26 protein-coding genes and 1 tRNA gene are annotated in these 25,010 nt (G+C 64.7%); 17 read left to right on the top strand and 10 right to left on the bottom strand.

Translation table 11 applies throughout. The features are described 5' to 3' along the window. Positions 1-393: a hypothetical protein gene (locus ACP15H_RS01980; RefSeq protein WP_425064549.1), complete on the top strand. Its 393-nt coding sequence runs from the start codon at positions 1-3 to the stop codon at positions 391-393. Positions 394-444: 51 nt separating this feature from the next. Here ACP15H_RS01980 and ACP15H_RS01975 read toward each other — a convergent pair whose 3' ends face one another. After that, complete coding sequence (locus ACP15H_RS01975; RefSeq protein ID WP_425064548.1) at positions 445-1,080, bottom strand: OmpA family protein; 636 nt, start codon at positions 1,078-1,080, stop codon at positions 445-447. Between the two features lie 184 nt (positions 1,081-1,264). On the opposite strand from ACP15H_RS01975, the gene ACP15H_RS01970 reads away from it, so the two are divergent. Continuing rightward, positions 1,265-1,438: a hypothetical protein gene (locus ACP15H_RS01970; RefSeq protein WP_425064547.1), complete on the top strand. Its 174-nt coding sequence runs from the start codon at positions 1,265-1,267 to the stop codon at positions 1,436-1,438. 10 nt (positions 1,439-1,448) lie between these two features. Here the strand turns inward: ACP15H_RS01970 and ACP15H_RS01965 are convergent, their stop codons facing one another. Beyond that, positions 1,449-2,552 carry an amidohydrolase family protein gene (locus ACP15H_RS01965; protein WP_425064546.1) on the bottom strand — a complete coding sequence of 368 codons (1,104 nt, stop codon included), beginning with the start codon at positions 2,550-2,552 and terminating at the stop codon, positions 1,449-1,451. Positions 2,553-2,682: 130 nt separating this feature from the next. Between ACP15H_RS01965 and ACP15H_RS01960 the strand changes: the two genes are divergently transcribed. Together ACP15H_RS01960 and ACP15H_RS01955 are read left to right on the top strand one after the other, a co-directional pair. Beyond that, positions 2,683-2,757 (top strand) — tRNA-Thr (locus tag ACP15H_RS01960). 66 nt (positions 2,758-2,823) lie between these two features. Beyond that, complete coding sequence (locus ACP15H_RS01955; protein ID WP_425064545.1) at positions 2,824-3,825, top strand: HlyD family secretion protein; 1,002 nt, start codon at positions 2,824-2,826, stop codon at positions 3,823-3,825. 11 nt (positions 3,826-3,836) lie between these two features. On the opposite strand, the gene ACP15H_RS01950 is transcribed toward ACP15H_RS01955, so the two are convergent. Both ACP15H_RS01950 and ACP15H_RS01945 read right to left on the bottom strand, forming a co-directional pair. Then, the gene (locus ACP15H_RS01950) at positions 3,837-5,837 is read right to left on the bottom strand and encodes a TRAP transporter permease (RefSeq protein WP_425064544.1); all 2,001 of its coding nucleotides are present in this window, start codon (positions 5,835-5,837) and stop codon (positions 3,837-3,839) included. 68 nt (positions 5,838-5,905) lie between these two features. Further along, complete coding sequence (locus ACP15H_RS01945) at positions 5,906-6,877, bottom strand: TAXI family TRAP transporter solute-binding subunit (RefSeq protein WP_425064543.1); 972 nt, start codon at positions 6,875-6,877, stop codon at positions 5,906-5,908. Positions 6,878-7,234: 357 nt separating this feature from the next. Between ACP15H_RS01945 and ACP15H_RS01940 the strand changes: the two genes are divergently transcribed. Beyond that, entirely contained in the window at positions 7,235-7,735 is a 501-nt protein-coding gene (locus ACP15H_RS01940; RefSeq protein ID WP_425064542.1) for a hypothetical protein, read from the top strand. Positions 7,736-7,810: 75 nt separating this feature from the next. Here the strand turns inward: ACP15H_RS01940 and ACP15H_RS01935 are convergent, their stop codons facing one another. Further along, positions 7,811-8,344 carry a hypothetical protein gene (locus tag ACP15H_RS01935; RefSeq protein WP_425064541.1) on the bottom strand — a complete coding sequence of 178 codons (534 nt, stop codon included), beginning with the start codon at positions 8,342-8,344 and terminating at the stop codon, positions 7,811-7,813. Between the two features lie 128 nt (positions 8,345-8,472). On the opposite strand from ACP15H_RS01935, the gene ACP15H_RS01930 reads away from it, so the two are divergent. From ACP15H_RS01930 to ACP15H_RS01920, 3 genes are all read left to right on the top strand, one after another. Then, positions 8,473-10,245 (top strand): flavin-containing monooxygenase, encoded by a 1,773-nt coding sequence (locus tag ACP15H_RS01930; protein WP_425064540.1) that lies wholly within the window; start codon positions 8,473-8,475, stop codon positions 10,243-10,245. Positions 10,246-10,814: 569 nt separating this feature from the next. Next, entirely contained in the window at positions 10,815-11,525 is a 711-nt protein-coding gene (locus ACP15H_RS01925; RefSeq protein ID WP_425064539.1) for a Crp/Fnr family transcriptional regulator, read from the top strand. Between the two features lie 179 nt (positions 11,526-11,704). Then, positions 11,705-12,691: a DNA topoisomerase IB gene (locus tag ACP15H_RS01920; RefSeq protein ID WP_425064538.1), complete on the top strand. Its 987-nt coding sequence runs from the start codon at positions 11,705-11,707 to the stop codon at positions 12,689-12,691. Between the two features lie 21 nt (positions 12,692-12,712). Here ACP15H_RS01920 and ACP15H_RS01915 read toward each other — a convergent pair whose 3' ends face one another. After that, complete coding sequence (locus tag ACP15H_RS01915) at positions 12,713-14,221, bottom strand: hypothetical protein (RefSeq protein ID WP_425064537.1); 1,509 nt, start codon at positions 14,219-14,221, stop codon at positions 12,713-12,715. A 199-nt stretch (positions 14,222-14,420) separates the two neighbouring features. Continuing rightward, positions 14,421-15,380: an OmpA family protein gene (locus ACP15H_RS01910; RefSeq protein WP_425064536.1), complete on the bottom strand. Its 960-nt coding sequence runs from the start codon at positions 15,378-15,380 to the stop codon at positions 14,421-14,423. Between the two features lie 303 nt (positions 15,381-15,683). Here ACP15H_RS01910 and ACP15H_RS01905 point away from each other — a divergent pair, with 303 nt between their 5' ends. The 7 genes from ACP15H_RS01905 to ACP15H_RS01875 all read left to right on the top strand — a co-directional run bounded on the left by ACP15H_RS01905 (position 15,684) and on the right by ACP15H_RS01875 (position 20,523). Next, on the top strand, positions 15,684-16,109 hold the full coding sequence (locus ACP15H_RS01905; RefSeq protein WP_425064535.1) for a DUF1036 domain-containing protein: 426 nt from the start codon (positions 15,684-15,686) through the stop codon (positions 16,107-16,109). 90 nt (positions 16,110-16,199) lie between these two features. Continuing rightward, positions 16,200-16,589, top strand: coding sequence for a PRC-barrel domain-containing protein (locus ACP15H_RS01900; protein WP_425064534.1), 390 nt, complete (start codon positions 16,200-16,202; stop codon positions 16,587-16,589). 2 nt (positions 16,590-16,591) lie between these two features. Next, complete coding sequence (locus ACP15H_RS01895) at positions 16,592-17,152, top strand: MgtC/SapB family protein (RefSeq protein WP_425064533.1); 561 nt, start codon at positions 16,592-16,594, stop codon at positions 17,150-17,152. Positions 17,153-17,163: 11 nt separating this feature from the next. Next, complete coding sequence (locus tag ACP15H_RS01890; protein WP_425064532.1) at positions 17,164-17,979, top strand: MORN repeat-containing protein; 816 nt, start codon at positions 17,164-17,166, stop codon at positions 17,977-17,979. Positions 17,980-17,986: 7 nt separating this feature from the next. Then, entirely contained in the window at positions 17,987-18,229 is a 243-nt protein-coding gene (locus tag ACP15H_RS01885; protein WP_425064531.1) for a hypothetical protein, read from the top strand. A gap of 42 nt (positions 18,230-18,271) precedes the next feature. Then, positions 18,272-19,315, top strand: coding sequence for an AI-2E family transporter (locus ACP15H_RS01880; RefSeq protein ID WP_425064530.1), 1,044 nt, complete (start codon positions 18,272-18,274; stop codon positions 19,313-19,315). Further along, on the top strand, positions 19,312-20,523 hold the full coding sequence (locus tag ACP15H_RS01875; protein ID WP_425064529.1) for an META domain-containing protein: 1,212 nt from the start codon (positions 19,312-19,314) through the stop codon (positions 20,521-20,523). The genes ACP15H_RS01880 and ACP15H_RS01875 overlap by 4 nt, the downstream gene beginning before the upstream one ends. Here the strand turns inward: ACP15H_RS01875 and ACP15H_RS01870 are convergent. Together ACP15H_RS01870 and ACP15H_RS01865 are read right to left on the bottom strand one after the other, a co-directional pair. Then, complete coding sequence (locus ACP15H_RS01870) at positions 20,520-21,986, bottom strand: hypothetical protein (RefSeq protein ID WP_425064528.1); 1,467 nt, start codon at positions 21,984-21,986, stop codon at positions 20,520-20,522. The two genes, ACP15H_RS01875 and ACP15H_RS01870, sit on opposite strands and share 4 nt — an antisense overlap. A gap of 53 nt (positions 21,987-22,039) precedes the next feature. Beyond that, positions 22,040-22,846, bottom strand: coding sequence for a universal stress protein (locus tag ACP15H_RS01865; RefSeq protein ID WP_425064527.1), 807 nt, complete (start codon positions 22,844-22,846; stop codon positions 22,040-22,042). A gap of 186 nt (positions 22,847-23,032) precedes the next feature. On the opposite strand from ACP15H_RS01865, the gene ACP15H_RS01860 reads away from it, so the two are divergent. Next, positions 23,033-23,164 (top strand): Flp family type IVb pilin, encoded by a 132-nt coding sequence (locus tag ACP15H_RS01860; RefSeq protein WP_425064526.1) that lies wholly within the window; start codon positions 23,033-23,035, stop codon positions 23,162-23,164. 8 nt (positions 23,165-23,172) lie between these two features. On the opposite strand, the gene ACP15H_RS01855 is transcribed toward ACP15H_RS01860, so the two are convergent. Continuing rightward, a complete protein-coding gene (locus ACP15H_RS01855) occupies positions 23,173-23,763 on the bottom strand; it encodes a cysteine hydrolase family protein (protein WP_425064525.1) in 591 nt (196 codons plus the stop codon). Between the two features lie 118 nt (positions 23,764-23,881). On the opposite strand from ACP15H_RS01855, the gene ACP15H_RS01850 reads away from it, so the two are divergent. Next, the gene (locus tag ACP15H_RS01850; protein WP_425064524.1) at positions 23,882-25,003 is read left to right on the top strand and encodes an FAD-dependent oxidoreductase; all 1,122 of its coding nucleotides are present in this window, start codon (positions 23,882-23,884) and stop codon (positions 25,001-25,003) included. Positions 25,004-25,010: the final 7 nt, after the last annotated feature.

Below are 25,010 nucleotides of genomic sequence, written 5' to 3'. Positions count from 1 at the left end.
ATGACGGACATAGTCGACGAATTGCGTACCCAGTGCCGGGAGCAGCACGGCCCGAGCGGCGGCGACCCGAGCACTCTCGCAGGCGACATACGGTGGCGGGCAGCGGCGGAAATCGAATCGCTGAGGCAGACGACGTGGCGGCCGATCGAAACGGCGCCCAAAGACGAAGGACCCGTGCTGCTTTTCTGTCCGGGGCTGGCCGGTCATGTCGCCGACGAGGTCGTGGTCGGGACCTGGAAGTTCGATCCCAATCGCCGCTCGCTCGGCTATTGGGTGAGCGACGTCGGCGCTCTCGATCCGGGCTTTGCCGAAACCGGGCCGTGGATCGAGTATCACGAACTCCAGCCCCGACAATGGGCTCGTCTGCCGGCGCGGCCAGGCAAGGGAAAGTAGAAACAAAAAAGGCGGCCACAAGGGCCGCCTTTCCTTTGTCGGTGTCAGATCCTAGCTGCGCGGGGGCAGCGGAACCTTCGCGTCCGTCAGAGCCTTGACCAGCACGGGAATGCCCGTCGCATAGTCTCCGGCATCGCACTTGGCGACTGCCGTCGGGACTTCGCTGGCCACAGAATCCCTGCGATCAAGCGTACGCCACTTCGCAGCCAGGGCCTTGCAGTAGGCAGCGTCGTCCATCGGAGCGGCAGCGGCCATCTGCGCGATGACGATCTCGACGCGGCGGTTCTGCGGCTCGCGAACGTTCGGACCGGTCTGCACGAGCAGTCCCTGTTCACCCCGACCAACGACCGAGATCGCGGTGGCCGGCACGCCCTGCTGGACCAGCGCATCCTTGACCGCATTCGCGCGACGCAGCGACAGCGCCATATTGTAGGCTTCCGTACCGGAGGTATCGGTATGGCCGGTCGCCGTGATGCGCGCCCCACCCTTCGTCTTGTAGGCTGCTGCGGCCTGACCGACGACGTTCGTGGCCTGCGGGTTCAGCTTGGCGCTGTCCCAATCGAAGAACACCATGAAGCTCTGAGGTGCCGGCGGCGGCGGCGGCGGCGGCGCAGTGGCCGGCGCGGGTTCGTCGCAGGCAGCGATCATGAATGCGGCAGCAAATAGAACAAACAACTTCTTGAGCATGAGCCCCTCTCCCCTATTGCCATTGAGGCTCAGCCATAATGCTCGATCATACTCCGTGCAGGCAATCGCAAAAATTGCACATACGATGAAGCTTCATTTGCCGCCCACGATGATGCACGCCGCCCGCAACCACACGCGTAATGCACCGTTGACCGCAGGAATCGCCAGACAAGGAGCATTTCTCGTGAAGCAAGTCGCCATCATCACTCTCGCCGCCTGCACCTTCGTCGCGGGCTGCGCCTCCTACACCGAGCGCGTGGTCGAGAAGCCGGTGCCGGCGCGAAGCGCCGAGCGCACGGTCGTCTACAACACGCCCGCGGCGCCAGCCCAGACCACCACGGTCTACACGACCCGCTGATGCGGCGGAGCTAGGCCGCGAGCTTGTAGAGCTCGACGACGTTGTCGCGCAGGATGCGTTTTCGGAGGCCGGGCGCGAGATGCCCGGTTTGCTGGGCGATGACGTCCTTGCTCCATGGCCAGGTCGAGTCACTGTGGGGAAAATCGTTGGCCCACATCAGTTGATTGGGCCCAAGCTGATCGGCGAACTGGAACGCCGTCCAGTCATCCTGGAATGTCAGCGTGATGTGATCGCGAAAATATTCCGACGGCAGGCGAGCCAGTTCCTGGCCCTTCATCCAGTAGCGATGACGCTTGTACGCGTGATCCATGCGGTACATGAAATGCGGGGCCCATCCAGCGTCAGCCTCGACGCAGACGACCCGAAGCTTGGGATGGCGTTCGAAGACGCCGCTGAACACCAGCATGCCCATGATGTCCTGGCAGCCGCGGATGATCGAGAGAAAGCCGTTGATCTTGGGCCCGCGGGGCTTGGACAAGGAATTGTCCCCCGACGTCGTGAGGATATGCCAGGACAAAGGCAGTTCGAGAGCGATGGCGGCTTCCCAGAACGGATCGTAGATCGGATTGTCGTAGTCCTTCTCCCCGGGATTGCCCGGCATCATCACGCCGCGAAAGCCCATGGCCTTGATCCGTTCGAGATCGGCTATGCCTTCCTTGACCGTGCGCATCGCCGTTTGACCCATGCCGACGAGCCGGTCCGGCGCATGGGCGCAATAGGTCTGGAGCCAGCGATTATAGGCGTCGAAACAGGCCTTCTTGAAATCGAAGTCGGGATGGTTGCAGATCAGCATGCCGACGGTCGGGTAGATGATCTCGGCCGCTATCCCATCCCTGTCCTGATCCTGCAGGCGGGTGGAGGGATCCCAGCCGCCGCGGTGCAAATCCTCGAACCTGGCACCCCCGATCCGGATGTCCTGGGGCGCAACCCCGGCCGCCGCGATCAGGCCCATGGGCACGGGCGTCTTCATGCCCGCTACGACGTAGATATCCCCCATACTGTCGTGGCGCACGACGTGCGGCGCCCGATCACGGTACGCCGGGTCGATATGGTCGCGGTAGCAGTCGGGCGGCTCGGTAATATGCGAATCTGCGGAAATCGGGCGCCAGTCCATCCGTTCCTCCATTTTCGTTGCAGGAGGGTAGGCCGACGCTGGAAGGCGCGGCAAGTCGCGGAACTGAGCCCGTTTCGGCCGGCGGCAGCGGTTGAACCGCTTCGAACCGTGTGGCATACCCGCGCCGCGCGCTGCCGTAGCTCAGTGGTAGAGCACCCCCTTGGTAAGGGGGAGGTCCACAGTTCAATCCTGTGCGGCAGCACCAGCGCTTCCTCCTTGACGTACAGGGAGATAGAGGCCCATCTCCCGTGGATGGTGAAAGCGGTCCGCGATGGCGCAAAGCGGTAAATTTGCATGGGTCGGTGTCCTGTTCGGCGCGGCGGCGATCGTGATGATCGCCGCAGCCGGGGTCTTCGGCCTGCCCGACCTCCAGGTCGGCAGCGCACAGAACAAGTCGGAAGTGAACGGCCCGCTGATTTCGCGGGGCTATACCGACGCGCCCATGGGGACGGCCATCATCGCGGGCGATCCGGTGGGCGGCTCCGTCCTGACCGAATTGCGCATCAAGAACGGTCAGGCGGTCAAACGAGGCGAAGTCATCGCCGTTTTGAACAACTATGCCGCGGCTGACGTCGAAGTGCGCCGGATCGAATCCGAGATCGCCAAAGCGCGCCGGCAACGCGAGACGATGATCTCGGGGTACAGGACGGCCGAGATCGCGCTTCAGGAGGTATCGGTGAAGTCGGCGTCGGACGAGAGCCGCCTGAAGGACCTCGAACTGTCTCGCTCCAGCGTGCCTCCCGACCAGAAGCAACTCCAGTCGACCCTTTCGCAGCAGATGCTCGAGCGGGAGGAAGCCAAGCTCAAGTTCCAGAAGGAGGTCCTCAGGGCCGACCTCGCGCAGACCGAAGCCGACATCGCGATCTACGAAGCCAGACTCGACGGGGCAAAGATCGAGCGTGAACTGGCGATGGTACGCTCACCGCTCGACGGCGTGGTCATCGACATCTACACGCGTCAGGGCGAGCGCATCTCGAACCGGGGCATCGCCAAGGTCGTAGACCTCAGCCAGATCCGGATCTTCGCCGATGTCGACGAGATTCATCTGCGCAACCTCAAGCCGGGCGGCAAGGTCGAGTTCACGTTTCAGGGCAGCCGGACCGCCCACGTGGGCACGATCACCCGGATGCCCCTCACGGTGAAGCGCACCAAGAGATCGGAGGCCGATCTCGGCGAATCCAACGCGCGACTGATCGAGGTCGAAATCCGGCCCGACGATCCGCAGAGCATTCCCCAGATGCTGGGCCGGGAAGCCCGCGTGGTCTTCCAGTAGGCGTCGCGGCGTCAGGCAGCCTGACGCCGCGGGCTCCTGTACTCGTAGAGAAGAACCGCCGCCAGGACGACCAGTCCGATAACGCGTGCGGCCACCGTGCCGCCGACCCAGTCGTCGATGATGCCCGGAAAGGTCAGCGCGACCCCGGCAAGTCCGCAAACCACGCGCGTGCCGATGCCGAGGGGCCGCCACAGGTGGCCTTGCGCGGCCACCGCCAACGCCACGATGCCGCCGGCGGCGCCAAGCGTCACCCACGGAATCCAGAGCCAGCTCATGTCCTTGGGCGTCTCGAGGAGGAGGCCGATCCCGATCGGGTCGAGCACGAAGATGAACGGCACGAGGAAGGCTGGCAGCGCATACTTCCAGCTCTGCAGCGTGGTCACGTACGGATCGGCGCGCGTGATCGTGGCGGCGGCGAAGGGTGCGAGCGCCGTCGGCGGCGAAACCTCCGAAAGCACGGCGTAGTAGAAGATGAACATGTGGGCGGCGTAGTCCGGGATGCCGAGCTTGATCAGAGCCGGCGCCGCGATGACCGCGCACATGATGTAGGACGCCGTCACGGGCACGGCGAGGCCGACCACCCAGACGATCAGGGCCGTGTACATCGCCGTCCAGAAGACCGAGCCGCCGGCCAGGTCGATGACGATGGACGAGAACTTGAGCGCCAGGCCGGTCTTGGTGATGACGCCGACGATGAGGCCGGCGCAGGCGCAGGTGGCGGCGACGCCCAACGCCTGGATCGAGCCGTCCGCCAGAGCCCGGAAGAGTCTGTCCGGCCAGAGGGCCGTGTCGGCGCGCAAGTAGCTCACCAGGATGGCCAGAAGGATCGACCAGAACACGGCATAGGTGGCGGAGAAGCCCCACACCATCAGCACGACGACCGAGATCAGCGACGTGAAGTGGAAGCCGTACCGCGTCATCAGCTGCTTCATCGTGAGATCGACCGACGGATCGACGGCGCGCAGCCCATACTTGCGCGAATCGATCTCGGTCATCATCAGCAGGCCGAAGTAGTAGAGGCAGGTCGGAATGAGCGCCATCCGCACGATATCCAGGTAGGACATCTTCAGATATTCGGCGATCAGGAAGGCCGCGGCGCCGAGCACCGGCGGCGACAGGATGGCGCCGAGGCCGCCCGCCGCCAGCAGGCCGCCAGCGGCCGACTTGCCGTAGCCCGCCTCCTTCATGATCGGCCAGGCAACGGTGCCGATGGTCACGGTGGTGGCGACGCCCGAACCCGAAGGTCCGCCCAGCAGGAACGATGACAGCACGACCGCACGGCCGGCCGCATTGGGCTGGCCTTTCATGGCGCGCAACGAGAAATCGATGAAGAAGCGTCCGGCACCGGAAGCCTGCAGGATGGCGCCGAAGATCGTGAACAGGATGATCAAAGTTGCCGAGACGTCGATGGCCGAACCGAAGATGCCGTTCAGGGTCATGTATTCTTCGGCGATCAGGTCGGACAGCGGGTAGCCCTTGTGCTTCCAGGGCGACGGCAGGTAGTTGCCCCACATCGCGTAGGCCAGGAAAATCACCGACAGGATCGGCATGATCCAGCCCGTCGCCCGACGCGTCGATTCCAACACCAGCAGGATCAGGATGCCGCCGATCACCAGATCGGTCTGGGTGGGCGAGACATACCGATCGAGGAAGTCGTCGGAGTCTGCGAGGCTGGTCCAGCTACCGCCCGTCATCATGTACCAGATGACGACGATCACCAGCCCGGCGGCCGCGATGTCCCACGGGGCCACCCTGTTACGCCAGCTCTTCACCGCGGGGAAAAGCAGGAAGACGAGGGACAGCGCGTAAGCGACATGGATCTCGCGCAGCGACTGCGTATCGACCGTCGACGCGGCGGCATAGAGATGGAAGATCGTCATGGTGAAGGCGATGAAGGTGAGGAACTTGCCCCACCAGCCCACGAACCTGTGGATGCCGCCCTCTTCCTGCTCGACGAGCTCCTCGATCTTGCGCTTTTCCTCGTCGCTCAGCAGTTCGGCTTGGACCGTCATTGTTCTTCCCATCCCCAAATGGAAAACGGGGCCCTCCTGGTGGAAGGCCCCGCCATTACCTGTTGTCGTTACGACAGCTTGATGCCCTTCTCGGCGAAGAACTTCATCGCGCCGGGATGGAAGGGCACCGACGAGTTCGCTGCCTTCTGGTTCTCGGCCGTCATGTCGGTCGACGCCTTGTGCGTGGCCACGAGGTCGGCGTGATTGTCCCACAGCGTCTTCGTGATGGTGTAGGCCTGATCGTCGCTCATCGACGCCGGCACGACGAGGATGTTCCAGATGGCGATGACCGGCACCGCCGCATCCTGATTCGGGTAGGCCTTGGCCGGAATCTGGCTGGCGGCGAAGACCGGCCCGTATTTCTTGATCAGCGCTGGCACCAGCTCGGCCGTCGAGATCAGCTTGATCTTGATGCCCTGGGTCGCCGCCAGATCTGTGATTGCCGCAACTGGCGGGCCGCCGTTGAAGAAATAGCCGTCGAGTTTGCCGTCCTTCATGGCGTTCGTGCTCTCGGCCGGCGACAGGCGCTCGCGCTTGATGTCGCTGAGCTTCAGGCCGAGTTCGTCGATGATGCGCAGCGCCATGACCTCGGAGCCGCTCACCGGCGCGCTGGTCGAGATTCGCTTGCCCTTGATGTCGGACAGCTTGTTGATTCCGGTGCCTTCCATGGTCACGAAATGCACCAGGTTGGGATAGATGACCGCCAGCGTGCGCGAATCGACCGGCTTGCCGACGAACTTGTCGAGGCCCTTGATCGCATCATAGGCCGTATCGCACTGGGTCAGCGCCATCTGCGCCTTGCCGTCCCGGATCATGTGCATATTGGCAACCGAACCCGCCGTGGCCTCGGCGGTGACGGCCCAGTTGGGCACCTTCTTGCTCAGGATGTTGGCCATCGCGCCGCCCAGCGGGTAGTAAACGGCTCCCGTTGTACCCGTGGCGATTGAGAATTGGGCCTGTGCGGCGGCCGGCAGCGACCAGCCGGCCATTCCGAAAGCGCCGGCGGCTGAGCCGGCGGCGATGAATTGACGTCGATTCATGATGAAGCTCCCTATGGTTCGTTTTCACTCCCCGAACTCGCGCGGAACAAACCACGACTTCCCATATCAGGCAACACGCACAATCCAGCGGCTTTGCGGAACTCGACTCCGCTTACCGGAATCACGACGTGCTTCGCACGTTGGACATGTCGATCCGGGCGCGGTCGCAAAATCGCCGCCCATACCACTCAAGATTTTTGTGAATCTCCCCCGTGCTTGAGCCGGCGTCGCAGCCCATGGAAGAAGGGCTCGCCCCGATAATGCCCCTTTCGTTCACCAAACTGACATCTCAGGCCAGTCGGATCGAAAGTCCCAGAGCGGCCCTCGACTGTCACTATTGAAGTGTTAGCGTAGCGCGTGATCTACCATCTGACCTCGGTCCACCTGCTGCTGGTCGCAGCAGCGAGCGGCTGCATCTACCTCTCCCTTCGCGAAGTGCGTCGCCGCTACATTTCGACTTGGCGCCTGTTTGCTCCTGGCTTGCTCGCGCTGTTCGTTGGCGGCGTCCTTTCCCTTCTCCAACTCGCACAACGCGAACCGCCCTGGCTGTTGGGCGCGGCCCTCGCCGGCGGCTTCATTGGGGGCGCGGTGCGCGGCATGATGATCGGCATCCGGCACGACAAGTACCGGCCGCAGGTCAATCTCTCGCACAGATCAAAGCTTCTTCTTTTGGGCGTCGCAATCCTGGTGGGAACTGCAGTGGCCATCGAATGCCTTGTTGCATTCTTTGCTCGTCCGGACCTGGAGCTCTTGCGCCTCGGAGCGGCGCTCGTCGCCCTGCTCTGCGGAGCGGCCATGCTGGGGCGCGCCTTGCTTCTGACCATCCGTCTCTACCGCGCCGACCGGGTCAGCGCCTGACAGACTCGCCTGCAAGGTCGTACGTCGATCTGCACGTCGTCGAGGCGATCTGGTGAAGAGCGGGGAAGCGGCCACTCAAGCCGGCGGGCGCGGCGCGAGACTGAAGGAATCGAAAAAGCGCCGGGTTGCAGGAGCCGCCTGGACACCCGCCCTTCCGACGACGATCAGTTGGTAGAGCGTATCGCTGGCATAGATCGCGCGCGTCGCGAGGATCCAGCCATCCTCCTCATGGACATAGTCGCGCGCCGGAGCGCCCGAAACGCTGAGCGACCGGTCCGTGAGCAGGTGCCCAGGCCGGCCGTCGCGGCTGTTCACCAGCATCTGCGCCGGTGTGAGGTCCGCAGGCATCCTTCGGTAAACCGTGCGCGAACAGAAGTATTCGGTGCCGCCGACCGTGACGGTCAGTTCGATCTGATCGACGACCTCGCCGGTACCGTTGACCGTCAACTCCTGAACCGAGCGCTCGGGTGTACCAGGCATCTCGATCCTGAACCCGGCCTCCCTCAACTCCGTCCACTGCTGCGCCGACGCGGACCGTACGCCCCCCGCCGCGACTGCCCATCCCACCATCGCGATGCAGACGCCCCGTACGACCGCCGATAGCCTCATTTCTTCCCCCGCTCTCCCCGAGCTCGAAAGAGTTTCATACGATCGATCGGCCTGGGCAAAGAAGCCCCGTCTCCTTGGAAACGGGCTTGCCCGTTGTGCAGTCGACCTTCATTCGACAAGGTTGCCGGATGAATATCGAATTGAACCGTGATGCGGAACTCATTGTCGGCGGCTGGCTCGCCAGCTTGAATTCGGCGCTCGACGGTCGCAGCCCGGAGCGTCTCGCTGCGCTATTCCGGTCGGACGCCGACTGGCGCGACATTGTCGCGCTGACGGGCTCGATCGAAACCGTGAGCGATCGCTCCGCGATCGCCTCACGACTTGTCGAAGCTGCCTCTGCCACCGGTGCGCGGGACTTTGCCATCGATGCCGATCGTTGCCCGCCGCGTGACGTCGAGCGCGCCGGCGAGATCTGCGTCGAGGCAATCCTGACATTCACGACCACGATCGGCGTCGGCGCCGCGATCGTCCGGCTGAAGCGCAGCGACTGCCGCGGCGGCGAGGCCACAGCCTGGACGCTGCTGACATCGCTCGAAGCACTGCACGGCCACGACGAAGAGACGGTCCTGAGCCGAGCGGAGGAGCCCGCCTTCAACAGGAGCTTTCACGAGCCGAACTGGCTCGACCGCCGGCTGGAGTCCTCACGCTACGCTGATCGCGACCCTGCTGTGCTGATCGTTGGGGGCGGCCACGCCGGCATCACCGCAGCGGCGCGGCTCAAGGCGTTGGGCGTCGAGGCGCTGGTCGTCGACCGTATGGCAAGGATCGGGGACAACTGGCGCAAGCGCTACCACGGGCTGAAGCTGCACAATCAGAAACACTCCAACCACTTTCCCTATCTGCCCTTCCCCAAGACGTGGCCCAAATACATTCCCAAGGACAAGATCGCGAATTGGCTCGAATCCTACGTCGAGGCGATGGAGATCGACTTCTGGACAGGCACGACCTTCAAGAGTGCGACATGGGACGCGAGCGAAAGGCGCTGGACGGTCGAGCTCGACATGGACGTGGCCGGCGGCGTTCACCGCACACTGCATCCGCGTCATATCGTGATGGCGACCAGCGTGAGCGGCACGCCGAACATTCCCGAGATGCCGACCCTCGACCGCTTCGCGGGCACCGTGGTCCATTCCAGCAAGTTCGCCAGCGGCGCGGACTGGAAGGGCCGTCCCGTCTATGTCTTCGGGACTGGCACCAGCGCCCACGACATCGCGCAGGATCTGCACGGCAACGGCGCGCACGTCACCCTCGTCCAGCGCAGCCCGACCCTGATCGTCAACGTCGAGCCGGGCGCCCAGCTCTATGACGGGATTTATTACGGCAAGGGCCCGACGCTGGAGGACCGCGACCTCATCAATGCCTCGGTACCGCTGCGGGTGATGAAGAAGGCGCACCGTATCCTCACCGACCAGGCGCGGGCCCACGATGCGCCTCTGCTCGACGCCCTGGAGCGCGTGGGCTTCCGGCTCGAGTTCGGGGAGGACGGCACGGGCTGGCCGCTCAAGTATCGGAGCCGCGGCGGGGGGTATTATTTCAACGTGGGCGCTTCCGATCTGGTGGCGAAGGGCGAGATCGGACTGATCCAGTACGACGACATCGCGTCCTTCACGCCGACCGGCCTCACGATGAAGGACGGCAGTGATCGTGCCGCCGACCTGGTCGTCCTGGCCACCGGCTACAAGGGCCAGGACCATCTGGTGGAACAGCTCTTCGGGCCTGAAATCGCGCGCAAGGTCGGCCCCATCTGGGGTTTCGACGAACGTACCCAGGAACTGCAGAACATGTGGATGCCCACGGCTCAACCGGGCCTGTGGTTCCAGGGCGGGTCGTTCGCCCAATGCCGCATTTACTCGAAGTACCTCGCTCTCCAGATAAAGGCCGCCGAGCTCCAGCTGCCCTGATCTCGCTAGGTTCGAGCAAATAGATCCGGCGCCGGAACCCCCACCAGGGGGACCCGTTGCATGTCCAGCCGGTGCCTGAGGGGCCGGCGCCCCCACCACCCCGGATCCAAGGAGCCGTGAGTCATGCCGACCGCCCAAGTGCGGATCAGCGCAGAGGAGCAGCGTCTTCTCAGGGCGCTGTCCGTCGGCCAAGCCGTGTCGCTTCCCTCCGCCCACCGATTGCGTCTCGAACTCTTAGGCCTTCTGCACGATGGGCCGACCGGGCCACGCCTGACCCCCTTGGGCAGGCGGCACGCGGAAGCTGCGGTAACCGACGACGAGCCGAAGGTGCGCGGTGGCGACAGCGAATCGGCGGTCAAACGTGATCGGCTTGGCCGGCGAATGCCCCATGGCCGGGCCTTGCCTTTCTAGACAGGTAATTCATGTCCACACGTCCTGCTTCCGCTTCTTCGTTCGTTACGGAACCGACCGACACACAGTCGCGTGACTACAGTCGGGACCTTCCAAAGCCCGACCAACAGGCTGCTCGTGAGAGTCACCGCAGTGTCCCGGCGAACGAGGAAACTGAAGTGGCGTCTGTGTTCGAGCCGAGGAATCTGTTTCTGTCCGCCCTGCCCGCCGCCGAGCAAAACCGGCTGCGGCCCTATCTCGCGTTCAATCGCATGCCTCAGGGGACGATCCTTCAGGAACCCGAGCAGCGGATCGAGCACGTCTACTTCATCGAAAGCGGCATGATCTCGCTGGTGGCGATGATGCAGGATGGTGCCGAAATCGAAACTGCGACGCTCGGCCGAGAGGCAATCCTGGGGTCCCTTTCTGCTCTGGGCAATCATACGGCGGGTACGCGGGCGATCGTGCAGATCGACGCCACGGCTTGGCGCATGTCCGTGGCGGACTTCCGGACAGCCATCGGCCAGAGCCCCGTCCTGCGCAAGATGGCGTTGTTGAGCAGCGAATTGACGCTGGCCCAGATGCAGCAGACGGCAGCATGCAACGCCCTGCATACGGCAGACCGGCGGCTGTGCCGCTGGATCGTGCAGGTGCGTGACCGTATCGACGACGACGTGATTCGTCTCACCCACGATTTCCTCGCACAGATGCTCGCGGTGCGCCGGCCGACCGTCAGCCTCATTGCCTACGGGCTTCAGCAGGCGGGCTTGATCCGGTATCAGCGCGGCAAGATCACCATTGTCGATCGGGTGGGACTGGAGCGCGGTGCCTGCGAATGCGTCGGCGCGTTGCGAGAGAAGACACACCGCATTATCGGCGAGATCGGCTGAACATCTTCAGTCGTGTGGAACGGACGTGACGTGCGCGGTTCGGAACCCGTGCCTCTCGTCAGCTTCTCAGCGCGCCGCGTCCAGTTGAGTGCAGCAGACGAGGTCTCCTGGCCGAAGCAACGATCCAGGGTTTGATCCGTTTGGCGGACATGCCCCAGAATTCATCGACGGCGCATCTGATGCGCCAGTACGGACTGACGCGCGGAACCCCGGCGATGCTGCTTCTCCGTCGACAGCGCTGCGGCAAGGGCTTCCGCTTCGTCGGCATCGATGGGGTTACGATCAGCGACGCTTCGACGGTCGCACGACTGAAGTCGCTCGCAATGCCACCGGCGTATGCCAACGTGCGCTACGCGCCAGATCCTTCCCTGCATCTTCAAGCGGTAGGAGAAGATACCGCGGGGCGCCTGCAGTACCGATATCATCCCGATTGGCTTCAGGTTCGCGAAGCTCTCAAGGCTCGCAAGCTCCAGAACATCGCCAAGACCTTGCCCGTCATCAACCGCGCGGTCCGGCACTGTCTGCGCGCGGCCAATCCGGACGCGCGGCAGGCCGCGGCCGCTGTCGTCTATCTCGTGTCGAAGACCGCACTTCGTGCCGGCAGCGACGCCTACGCACGCGAGCGTGGAACACGGGGCGCCACAACCCTGCTCAAGTCGAATGTGCGAATCGAGGGAGAACTGGTCCGCCTGCACTTTCGCGGCAAGGGCGCCCGGATGGTGGCGCGTGAGGTCCGCGATCGCACGCTTGCCGCCATCATGAGGAACCTTTTCTCCCTGCCGGGGCGGCGGCTGTTTCAGTATCGCGGCGCGGATGGCGCCGTGCACTTTGTAAGGGCCGGGGACGTCAACGCGTTCCTGCGGGAAGTGTCTGGCGTACGGATATCGCTCAAGGATTTCCGCACGCTCGTGGCGTCGGCCGGTGTCATGAAGGCCCTTTCGGCCGCGTCTGCCGTCGCGACCAAGCGCGCGCGGCGCGCCATGTTGCGCGACGCCATCGCCGCTGCGGCCGACCAGTTGGCCAATACCCCGACCGTCTGTCGCAAGAGTTACGTCCACGAGTCGGTCATCGCGGCCTTCGAGCAAGGCGGATTGCCAGCGGCGGCGGGGCGCACCCTCGAGGGAACGGCCCAGGCACTCGTTCGGATCGTCGCCCGTCACCGTTAGGGCGAAAGCGGAGGCCGCTGACTAGCTTCGTCCGCCGCCAGGACGAAAATTGCCTCTGGTTCGTCCCGGCCTGGGCTCAGCAGCTGTCCGGCGAGCGCGCCTTTCGAGCCAGACCTGGCCGACGGGAAAGGCGAACTTCAGGATCAGTCCGTAGACGAGGGCGAAGGTAACTGAACTGCCGAGGAGTTTGGGAAGCGATACTTCGAGTCCGCTGGCGCAGATCGCGTAGATATAAGCGAGGGCCGCCCCTTGCCGCACCATCCACGGAACTTTGAACGAAAAGAAGAACCTGACGACGAAGGAGACAATCAGACCGACGGCAAAGACACCCGCAAGCATCCCGGGGAATCCGAGATCCACATAGTTCTCAGCCATGTAGCCGACGCTGATCGACGTGCCGCCCCGCATGTTCTCCATGAAGTCGGCTTTGGTGAGCCGGATGAAGACCTCGGTATCGGATAGCGCAGGTTTGTCCGGAAACAGGAAGCGCGGTCGGAAGATGTGATTGAGGGCTTCGCCCCACTGCCGCATCGATGACGGCTCGGAACCCGCCAGATCGACGTTGATGACCAGACCGGTGATGTCGACATAGGCCAGCCGCTCCAGAAGCGCCTTCGAGGCGAGCCCCCAGTTGACGTCTCCAACACTGGAAACACGCTTGAGCATGTACTCTGCGCGATCGGAGAGCGAGAGCTGCAAGGACTGCGATTCCGAGCCGCCGGTGGCAAACTCGCGGTACTCCGTCTTGACCGAGGTCCAGAACAACGCCAGTGCAACGAGAGAAAATCCCGCCAGAAACGAATAGGCGGTGGTTCGCGGCGTCCACCGGATCTGCGCGGCAAGCGCCGCGGTGCCGAGAAAAACGAACACGCCGCGGAAATCACCAAGAAGGCCGGTCATCCCGACGCCGATTTCGACCGCGAGGACCGCGAACAGGAAACCCCAGCCCCGCCCCGTCTGCATGACCGACACGAATACAAGGAAGGCCGCCACGATCTTGACGCGCGCGACGGACTCGAAGAGCTGGAACAGCCCGCCACCGAGAAAAAGTCCGGCCATCTGGGAGACGACGTTCGCCGCGAGGTAGATGAGGAAAACGTCGCTCGTCCGCCAGGCCAGATGCCTCGACCAGTTTTCCTGGTCAGGCGGCGCGATCCTTCCCAAAACCAGCCTGCAGGCAATCGCCAGCACCACCGTAGACGCCAGCATGTACCAGTAGGCGTTCACGACCCAAGGCCCGGAGATGCTTTGTGCCATGGGCTCGCCATCGACGAGAGCGAGGAAGGCGCGAGCGAACACCTGCAGCCATTGCGAGAGGAGGTAGTAGACAATGGCCAGCGGCATCGTGGGCGTACTCACGAGCCGAAGGATGAACCAGGGAGTGAAGGCGCCGACGCACAATGCCAGCGGATCCGGAGAGCCTGGGGAAATTACGACAAAGAGGAGTCCGAAGCCGAATGCAGCCCGCCGCAGCAACGAGTAGTCGAGGCGGGGGGCATTCCGAAGGGGACTTGCGAGCGTCGAGGCCATGGCCGTTGGATGTTCGGTGAATCTGCTTGATATTCTATTGCACTTATAGGGCAAATATCGTTCGGGTATCCAAGTCCGATGCCACTATAGGGACTGGCCCGCTGCCGCCAGCGCCGAAACCGTCTTCAACGCAGCAAACGAGAGGACAAAGAAAAAGGCGGCCCATCGGGCCGCCTTTTCCTGTTTCGGGTCGTCCAGCTTACTGGATGACGATTTCGACGCGGCGGTTCTGCGGCTCGCGGACGTTCGGGCCGGTCTGGACCAGCAGGCCCTGCTCGCCACGGCCAACCACCGCGATCGCGGTCGCCGGCACGCCTTCGCGAACCAGGGCGTCCTTGACGGCGTTCGCACGACGCAGCGACAGCGCCATGTTGTAGGCCTCGGTGCCCGACGTGTCGGTGTGGCCGGTCGCCGTGATGCGGGCGTTACCCTTCGCCTTGTAGGCGCCGGCAGCCTGCTTGATCGTGTTCAGAGCCTGAGCGGACAGGTTCGAGCGATCCCAGTCGAAGAACACCATGAACGACGGCGGAGCAACGACCGGCGGCGGCGGCGGCGGAGCGGCCGGCGTCGAACCGAACTTGAGCTGCAGGCCCAGCATGATGCTGAAGTTGTTGTTCGTCCAACCCACGCCGTTCACGGTCGGGTTCGACGTGCCGTAGTAGCGGCCGTCCAGGTTCACGCGGAAGTTCGTGTCGGCGTTCCAGCCGAGACCGATGATGCCCTGATAGGCGAACACCGTGCTCGAGAGCGACGAGTTGCCGTCGACCAGACCCAGACCGGCGCCAGCGCCGATGTACGGGGTGATGACCGAACCCGGCATGAAGTCGTACAGCAGGTTCGCCATGATGCCCAGCTGGCCGACCTGGTTGTTCACGGCCGTGCCCGGGACGCCGACGTTCGTCGGGTTCCAGCGATAGATGCCTTCCAACTCGACGCGCGGACCAACGAAGTCGTAGCCGATCACGCCACCGGCCATCCAGCCCAGCTGCGGGGTCACGCTCACCGTCGGGAACGCCGGAATGTTCGTGTTGGCCGTGAAGTTCGTCAGCCAGTTGATGCCGCCTTCGGCACCAATGTACAGACCCGGCTGCGGGGCCTGCGCCTGCGCCGCCACCGGCAGCGCGACAATGGCGGCGGCCGCCAGAAGAGCCTTCTTCATGAGATATCTCCCTTACTTGCACAGCCCCAGCACGAAAGGGTGGGGCGAAAAATTCGTCACGACAACGAGGAGAATGTACCTGACCTGCCCCTGCGCGCGCCACTCAGTAAGGCGTCATCGACTCATTGTTGCCCGGACTGTGGCACCCCAGCCACACTGGAAAGGTTCCGTGGCTAGCGATTTTCTGAAAAACCCCTTTTAATCAACTACTTACATTTTAATCCGAAGCCTGCGCGCGAGCCGAGATCCCGTTGCATAGCGTCGGAGGACGTCGCACACTCTGCCGTGAATACGGTATTCTGGATGAAATTCCTTTCGATCACTCTCCTCCTTGCCGTCTGTGGGGCGGCCGGCGCGGCTGCGCAGCAGCGTCCGGAGACAGGCTTTCGGGTCTGCAATCTTTCGCTTAGAGAAATAGAAGTGGCCAAGGCTCTGGATACGGGCGCCAGTGACGCCACCGGCCGGATGATCATTTCAGAAGGTTGGTACAAGCTGCCGCCGAATGCCTGCACGCTCCTCTGGGCGGGACCTCTCCAGTACGACCGCTATCTGGTCTACGCCCAGGACAAATCGACGGGGCGGGAGTGGACCGGCACTGTCCCGGTCTGCGTCAGTCCGCAGGCCTTCACGATCCGCACCAACAACTGCGGCTCCCAGTATCAAAGGCGTCTGTTCACCCAGGTCGACACAAGGCGTCAGAACGGCTGGACCCACAACTTCACACCTTGATCAGAGGGCGGCGTCCCGATCTTTTCGGCCGCTGGGGAACGCGAAGGAACATGGCTCGTTGAGGACCCACCCCTCTCATGGAGCCACACAATGCGTAACCTTCTTGTCCCCGCCGCCCTTGCCGCCGCCTTCACGCTGTCGGTGCCGGTCCTCGTCTCAGCGCAGGGCGCCCCTCAGACCATCCAGCTCACCAAGGTCGACGTGGTCAAGGTCTCGACCGGCTACCGCGCCAGCAAGGTCATCGGTTCTTCGGTCGTCAATGACGCCGGCGACACCGTCGGCAAGGTGGACGAGATCATCGTCGGCCCCGACGGCAAGGCCCCGTTCGTGGTGCTTTCGGTCGGCGGATTTCTCGGCATCGGCGACAAGCTGATCGCTCTTCCGTATGAGCAGATGAGGACCGACGGCAAGAAGTTCGTACTGCCGGGCGCCACCAAGGATTCCCTCAAGGCTCTGCCCGAGTTCAAGTACGCGTCGTAGCCATGGGCGCGCTCTTGGAAGAGATCGCGCACCCCACTTTCCTGCCATTTCCCGTCATCGCAGCGCGGCTCCTTTTCGCCGCGCTGCTCGGCGCGCTGATTGGTTTCGAGCGGGAATGGCAGGCAAGGTCGGCGGGCCTGCGGACCCACATTCTGATCTGTGTCGCGGCCGCCACCTTCGGTATTCTCACCGTTGAGATTTCACATTCCAGCGCCTTCGCAGGCCGGCAGACCGCCAGCGACCCGCTGCGCGCCGTCGAAGCCGTTACGGCTGGCGTTGCCTTTCTCGTCGCCGGCTCCATCCTCTTCACGCGCGGTGAAGTCCAAGGCCTGACGACCGGCGCCGGCATGTGGCTGGCCGGAGCGGTTGGTCTCTCCTCCGGCTTCGGGCTTTGGCAGATTGCCGGCCTCGGCACGTTCCTTATTTTGGTCGTCATGAGCCTCCTCCACACCCTCGAGCGAAAGCTGGGGCTGAGTGCGAACAAGAAGCCGGCCCGGAATGACGATGGCCCCGACGACACGCAAGAAAACCTGAGGAAGGACGATACCGGCCGGGAGTGCTAATCTCCGTCGTCATGAGCCGCTCGCTTCTTGCCCTTGCTCTCCTCGCCACGTCGGTCGCGGTTCCCGCGGCAGCCCAGACGTCGAGGCCGGTGCCGGAGCTGGGCAGCATCGCCCCTCCCCGTCAGCTCCCCATCGCGCCCACGCCCGGTCAGCCTCCACCGGCCAGCGACGAGGTCAAGGATCCCAAGACCGGCTGCGGCGTCGTGATGATGAACGCCGCCCCGGACGTGGCCATCAGCTGGTCGGGCGCCTGCGAGTTCGGCCTGGCGCAGGGCAAAGGCACCCTGCAGTGGACTCGCAATGGCGTCCCCACGGATCGCTACGAAGGCGAGATGAAGGATGGCCTGTATGAGGGCCAGGGCAAGCTCACCTATGCCGACAAGGCCCGTTACGAAGGTGAGTTCAAGGCCGGAGAACGCGACGGAAAGGGAACCTATGTGTTTCCGAGCGGAGCCCGCCTGATCTCCGAGTTTCGCGAGGGGCGACCACAGGGCCATGGCATGTATGTCTGGACCAACGGCGACCGATACATCGGCGATTTTCGAGACAACCAGCGGACCGGCCGCGGTACGCTGTTGTTCGCCGATGGCGGCCGCTACGAGGGTGAGGTCGTCAACGGCAAGATGCAGGGACGCGGCGTGCGCGTATGGGCCAACGGGTCGCGCTACGAGGGCGAGTGGTCGAACGACCAAGCCAATGGCTGGGGAACCAAGTCCGGCGGGCCCGACGGCCAGGTCTTCACGGGCGTGTGGAGCAACGGTTGCTTCCGCGAGAATCAGCGCTGGGCGACGGTAGGCGCCACGGCGCAGGCCTGCGGTTTCCGGTAGCGGCGCCATGTCGGCCAGCCCGGACCTCATCATGATCCAGTTTCTCGAGTGGGTGGCGGCCCGGCCGCGCCGTCGCGAAGACGTTCTCGACGCCTGGCAGAGTTCCTGTCCACGTTTCCCGGTGTGGGAGGACGCGCGCGCCGAAGGTCTGGTGCGTCAGTGCGGGGGCGAAGTCGGCGAGCGCAGGGTCGAACTGACCGAACGCGGTCGCGCGATGCTCGGTCGCGGCTCTGCTCTGAATCGCCGCTGACACCGCCTCCCAAGTGCAAGCCACAGCCCCTATAGTATCGTCATGACGCTGCAACGCGCCGCTCTGTGGGCCATCGTAATCGCCGCGACAATCTTCCTGCTCGTCGCCGGCCGCGGGCTCCTGCTGCCCTTCGTGCTGGGCATCGTGCTCTGGTACATGATCGATTCGCTGGCAGACACCTTCAGCCAGCCGCGATTCGGGGGGGTGCGCCTGCCGCAGCCGCTGGCGCTGGCCGTTGCCGTTCTGCTGATCGGCGGGCTGTTCTGGGTCGTGGGACGCACGATCGGTCTCAATGTGCAGGCTGTCGTGGCGGCGGTGCCGTCCTATGAAATCAGACTGACGCATCTCATGGAGCAGGTCAGCCCGCTGATCGGCATAGAGCAGGCGCCGACCCTCTCGGAACTCGTCGCCCGCATCAGCCTCGCCGACACGCTGGGGAGCGTCGCCACCGCTGCCGCCTCGGTGGTGAGCATCGCCGGGCTCATCCTGATTTACACGCTGTTCCTCTTCGTCGAGCAGGTTCACTTCAAGCGCAAGCTCGGCGCCATCTTTCACGGCGATGGCCAGGAGGCCCGCGTGCTCGCCGTGCTTGCCCGCATCGACCGCGAGATCCGCATCTATATCCGCATCAAGACCACGCTCGCGACGGCGACCTCGGCGCTCGCCTATGTCGTCATGTCCTCGGTCGGCGTCGACTTCGCGGGCTTCTGGGCTGTCATGGTGTTCTTCTTCTACTACATTCCGACCGTGGGCTCGATCTTGGCCATCATCGCACCGGCACTACTAACCCTGATCCAGTTCGACAATCTCACGCCCTTCCTGATCGTGTTGCTGGTGTTCGGCTCGATCCAGGTCGTGACGGCCAACGTCATCGAGCCGGCGATCATGGGGCGCTCTCTCAATCTGTCGCCGCTGGTCGTCATCGTCTCCCTGATCGTGTGGGGCACAATCTGGGGCGTCGTCGGCATGTTCCTGTGCGTGCCCATCATGGTGGTGGCATTGATCGTGCTCGCTCAATTCGAGACGACCCGGCCGGTCGCGGTGTTGCTGTCCGCCGACGGCCGCATCCCGGAGTCGACGCCATGAAGCGCCTGTCGCTGCTCCTCCTTCTGCTCGCGGCTCCCGCCGCCGCACAGCTCTCTCCGTCGGATCCGAGGCCCGCGCCGTTGCCGGTGCCCCAGGGCGACGTAATGTATTCCTGTCCGGGCGGCATGGACTTCGCGTCTTCCTTTTCGAGGGACGGCGAGCTTGCGACCCTCCGCATGCCCGGACAGCCCGATGTCGAGTTGTCGCGGGTGCCCTCGGGATCCGGTTTCGCCTATTCGGATTCCTACTACGAGCTGCGCGGTCGCGGCCGCGAGGTGACGCTCACCGCCTCCGGTCGTTCGATGCGCTGTCACGCCGCCGGCCGGCCTGGCGAGCCGCCGCGGACCTTTGCGGGCGGGGGGCTCACCGTCACCCTGTTTCCCGACGGAACGTTCCGGCTCCGCGAGAAGCGCGACGAATCGGCAGAGCCTCTTCTCGATCTCGGCGAGTGGGCGCAGGAGGTGGAAGGCGGTGTCCGGCTGGTTCTGCGCGGCGGCGCCGGCAGCCGCCGGTCGTTCCGCGAGACCGGCGTCGACAAATTGATCGCCGAGAATGGCACCGAGCTTCTGCAAGCCCCTGTCACCGACCCGATCGACGGCCGTTTCAGGCTCACCGGCATGTATCGCGACGCGCAGGATGGGGGCTTGTTCGCCCCGTGCCTCGTCGGCCGCATCTATGGCGTCGCCCCCGGCGGCGCCGAACCGGAACTGGAAAAGGCCTGGGTGGACGCCACGCCCTCCCGCGAAACGTTTCTCTACGTCGAGATCGTCGGCGGGTTCGACGGCAACAACTCCGTGACGGTGGATCGCTTTCTCGGTCTCAAGCGCAACGGCGCCTGTCCGGCGCTGGCGGCGCGCGGTTCGGCGCTGCGCGACACCGAGTGGCGTCTGGTGGAACTCGACGGCGCGCGTCCCGCCTTCGACGACTGGCGCCGGCGGCCACTGATGCGCCTGGACGATCTCGGCAAGTTCACCGCGTCGACGGGCTGCAACACGCTGGAGGGCGAGTATGTTCTCGATCCGGCGGGCCTGCGCTTCACGCCTGGCCCGATGACCCTGATGGCCTGTGCGCCGGCGGAGACAGCGCTCGAGAAGAGCTTCGTCGCGGCACTGGGGGCGGTCAGGACCGCACAGGTCTCCGGCACGACGCTCGACCTCAACGACGGAACCGGCAAGAGACGCATGCGCCTCGAGGCCCGCGGCCGTTAGCGGAACCCCGTGGTGTCGGCCTCAAGCGTCAGGCTCACCTCGCCATCGATCGCGATGCGCAGGAACGACAGGCCGGAGGGAACCTCCGCTACACCGGCTTTGCCCTCGAACTCGCGATCGATCTCGTCGAACAGACGGACATACAGTTTCCATTCGACCATCCCCGGCTCGAATGGCACCGGGACCGGCTCGTTCCAACCGAGGGAGCGGATTCCGCTGCGCACGACGCGATCCACCGCGACGTCGCGCACCAGCGTCGCCTCGAAGCGGCCGATCGTGGCGCTGCTCGCCTCCTTCGTCGCCGCCTTCGCGACGACCGCGATGCAGATCTGACCGGGACGATCCTCGCGCACGAACTCGACCGAACCGCTGTTCATCGTCTCGTCCGGAATGTCGTCGAGCCAGCCGAGCCGCTCCACGATGACGATGCGCCTCTTGCTCTTGTCGAACCGCCACCCCGCCGGCGGATCGAAGCAACGCCGCACGGTTCGCGCCTGACCGGCGGGGGCGCGCGCCAGGATTTCCGGAGACACCAGTGTGTTCGACTCCGGCACGGCGGACTGCACCTTCTGGTCCAGCGCGAACGCCCCTGGCTTCTCCGGAATCGACGCGAAAAGCACCTGAAACACCAAGGTGCGGGAGGCATGACGCAGAAACAACGAGCCGGCGGCAAAGCGAACGCGTGTGGCGTCGCTCGGCAAGGCGCTGCGCGGCACGACGAATCGCAGCCGCTCCGGCGTCACCGTGGCCTCGCCCCGCCATGAGCCGATCGTCAGCACCGGCGCCGTCTGGCCCGCCGTAAGGCGCAGTCCCAGTATCTCAATCTCGATCGCCGGATCGTCACCGTCCCGCGACCCCGCCCCGCCCTTGCCCCCCACGGGATCTCGCGAGACGCTTTCGGTTGGGGGCGTGGCCGGCGGGCCCGGCACAAGAGCGGGTTCACCCGTCGGCTTGCGGGGCGCCAGGAACATCGGCGTGTAGGAAAGGATGACCGGCGAGAGATCGACGGACGCCATCCGCTCGAGGTCGGCCGGTATGCCGCTCGCTGCCTGCGCGACGGCTTCCGCCCTTCCTGCAGCGCCGGGACGATCGATGGCCGAGCGCAAGGCCGCATTCACGGCATCGAGCCGCGCGAAGACCTGCCGCCGTGCTTCCGGGAGCAGGTCGAAGGGCCGCTCGCGCTCGGGTTCGTAACGGGCCGCCAGTGCGTCGAACAACAGGCTCGCGGCGCGGAACGACTGGAGTAACTCAAGCCGCGTCAGGCTGTCGGCGCGCGCCTGCAACTCTGCGCGCTCTGCACGCAAGAGGACGAGCTTCTCCGCGATCGTTGGCCGAGCCAGGGCCGTTCGGTCGTCATTCGGCAGACCGAACGCCAGCGCTGCAGCCACGGCGAGAAAGACCGCGACCAGCGCCAGCGTGCGGCCCCACAGCAATTCTCGGGAGTCGGTCGAGCGAGCCGTCATGCGGCGCGTTCTAGCACGGCCGCCGGCATATCACCGGCGGCGGATTGTCTGGCTTAGTAGGAGAAGAGTACGGGAATCGGCGACGTCAGGATGAGATCGCGGGTGACCCCGCCGAAGATCATCTGGCGCAGCCGGCTCTGCGTATAGGCGCCCTTCACGATCAGGTCGGCGCCCAGCGCCTGGGCCCGATCGACGATGGTCTGGCCGGCCGACTTGGCACCGGGCTTCACGTGCTGACCCGTCACGTTGAGACCGTGGCTCTTCAGCGACTCGGCGATCTCCAGGGCGGTCGGGCCCGGAACCATCGCACCTTCGACGCTCAACACCTCGATCGCCTCGGCCCCGCTCAGCACGGGCATGGCGAGAGAAATCGCGCGTGCACTCTCCGTCGAGCCGTTCCACGCGAACAGGATGCGCTTTCCGACCATGCCGGTGAAACCGGGCGGCACGACCAGAACCGGACGGCCGGAGTCGAACAAGGCCGTCTCGAAGACGCTCTCCGGCATCTTCGGCAGCGCGCCAGGCTGCGGCAGCACGATAAGATCGTAGGCGCGGCCGATCGTGCCGATTGCCGTCGGACCACTATCGTCGGACGAGCGCCATTCGGCGGTAAGTCCAGCGGCACGCTCGTCGAAGGCCTGCTTGACCGCCGACACACGCTGGCGCTCCTCGGCATCCTCGGCCAGCCCGCCGCCGATCGGGGCGCCCATGCCGGCATCGGCCCAGGCCATGCTCATGACCCCGTAGGACGGCGGCTCGAGGCCGATCAGGCGCGCCCCGAACTTGTGCGCAATCTTGGCCGCCAGATCGAACGCGGACGGATCTTCCGACGTCCAGGCCATTGTCAGAATGGACTTCATGACTCGCCCCCTCCTTGTTTGCCCGACGATAACACGAGGCTCGCTGCGGCGCGCGCCTCGACGAACTTGATACAATTCTCACATTGTACCGGTGTGTCGGTCCAATACGTTGGAGACGATTTCTCGACCTATTTTATGAACGGGGCTTCAGTCAGCCTCCGGCATTTATTCACTCTGGAGATATCGATGCTGTCCTTTTTTCGCCGATTGATGGCGGACGACAAGGCCGCCACCGCCATCGAATACACACTGATCGCTTCCCTGATCGGCATCGCGGCGATCACCGCCATCAGCACCGTCAGCGGCAAGGGCCTCTAGCGCCAGGATCAGACGATCTGCCGGGCCGACGGCACGATCCAGGCAAAACGGTCGGACAGGGCCGCAAGCGTGATCCTGTTGATGACGTCCGCAGCGATCGTGTCGCCGCCCATCGCATCGGGCAGGTCGCGCGTTGCGACCGTATCGGCCGCGATCGTGCTCATGAAGCCCTGATCCGTGGCCGCCCGCACCGTCGCCGAAATGCACATATGGGTCATGAAGCCGCCGACGATCAGGTTCTTGCGGCCGATCGCGGCGAGCCGCGGCGCGAGGTCGGTGCCGGCGAAGGAGTTCGGCATGCCCTTGTCGATGATGATTTCGCCGTCACGCGGCGTCAGCTGCTTAACGATCTCATAGCCCGTCGAGCTGGGATTGAAGGCCTTGCCCTTCGACTGATGGCGCACGTGGACCACAGGGGCTCCCGCCGCGCGGGCATTCTCGAGCAGCACCGCCAGCGCATCGATCGCAGGCTGCACGCCGGTCAGCGGCAGCAAGCCATCCGTATATTCCCTCTGGGCATCGATGATCAGCAGGATTCCGTCGGCCATTGTGGCGGGCGTCGGTTGCGCCCCGGCCATCTGCAGCATGGTCATTGCCATGTTCGTTCCTTCGATTAGTTCGCGGTTGTGGAAGCGCCGGCGGCATCAACGCGCATGGCGGCCGCATTTGCAACATCTTCCAGAGGGGGTCTAAATGCCCCTTAAAGCAGGGACGCGCATGAAAGCGATCATCGTTGGTGGCGGCATCATGGGGCTCGCGACGGCCTGGGGATTGGTGCGCCAAGGTCACGAGGTCGAACTGTTCGAGCAGGGCGCGCTGCCCAACTTGCTGGCCTCCTCGATGGACGAGCATCGGCTGATCCGCCATCCCTACGGAGGGCATGTCGGCTACGCCCGAATGATCGACGATGCCTATGCCGCCTGGGACCTGCTGTGGGCCGACCTGGGAGAACTCCTTTACGAACCGACCGGGACGCTCGCCTTGAGCGGCAACGGCGCCGACTGGGCGGAACGGTCGGCTGCCGCCCTCGCCTCGATCGGCCGGCCGATGACCGAACTCTCGATGGCCGACCTGCCGCGCCGCTTTCCTCTGCTCGATACGAAGGGCCTCGAGCGCGCCTTCTGGATCGACACGGGCGGCGTACTGCTGGCGCAGGACATCGTGGCCGCGCTCGTACGCCATCTCGGCAGGCAGGCCGGTGTGCGGCTCCATGCCAACACGCCAGTGCGGTCGGTCGATCTCGAAAGAGGCCGCATCGTCACGCAGGCGGGCGCTGTCCACGGCGGCGATATCGTGGTGGTGGCGGCGGGTGCCTGGGCCCCCCGGCTCCTGCCAGCGCTCGGCACCCGCGTCGTGCCCTCACGCCAGGTGGTGATCTATTTCGATCTGCCGGAGGACCAGCGCGCGGCCTGGGCGAAGGGCCCGATGATCATCGAGAAGACCGGCGATGTCGGCCTCTACCTTGTGCCGCCCGTCCGCGGGCGCGGCATGAAAGTCGGCGACCACGAGTTCAGCCGCACGGGAGATCCGGCCGGCGGCCGCGAGGCGCAGGAGAGCGAGATGGGAGCTCTGCTCGACCGCTGCCGCAGCCTGCTCGAAGGTTTCGAGCGCTGGACCCTCCGAAATCTCAAGGTCTGCTTCTACAGCGTCACCGACGACGAGCGCTTCATCGTGGAGAAGCCGGGCGCCAAGGGGTGGGCCATGTCACCGTGCTCGGGCCACGGCTTCAAGTTCGGTGCCCTCATGGGACTCGCACTTGCGCGCACCATTGCCGAGGAGCGCGACGCCGCGGCGCATGCCCGCTGGGCGGCCGGTCTGGTCGGCGATGGGCCGACCTGACAAAATG

The organism is Reyranella sp. (assembly GCF_965249915.1).
Lineage (GTDB): Bacteria > Pseudomonadota > Alphaproteobacteria > Reyranellales > Reyranellaceae > Reyranella.
Note: the sequence above shows the minus strand (reverse complement) of the source record. Positions and strands in the feature narration are given on the sequence as shown.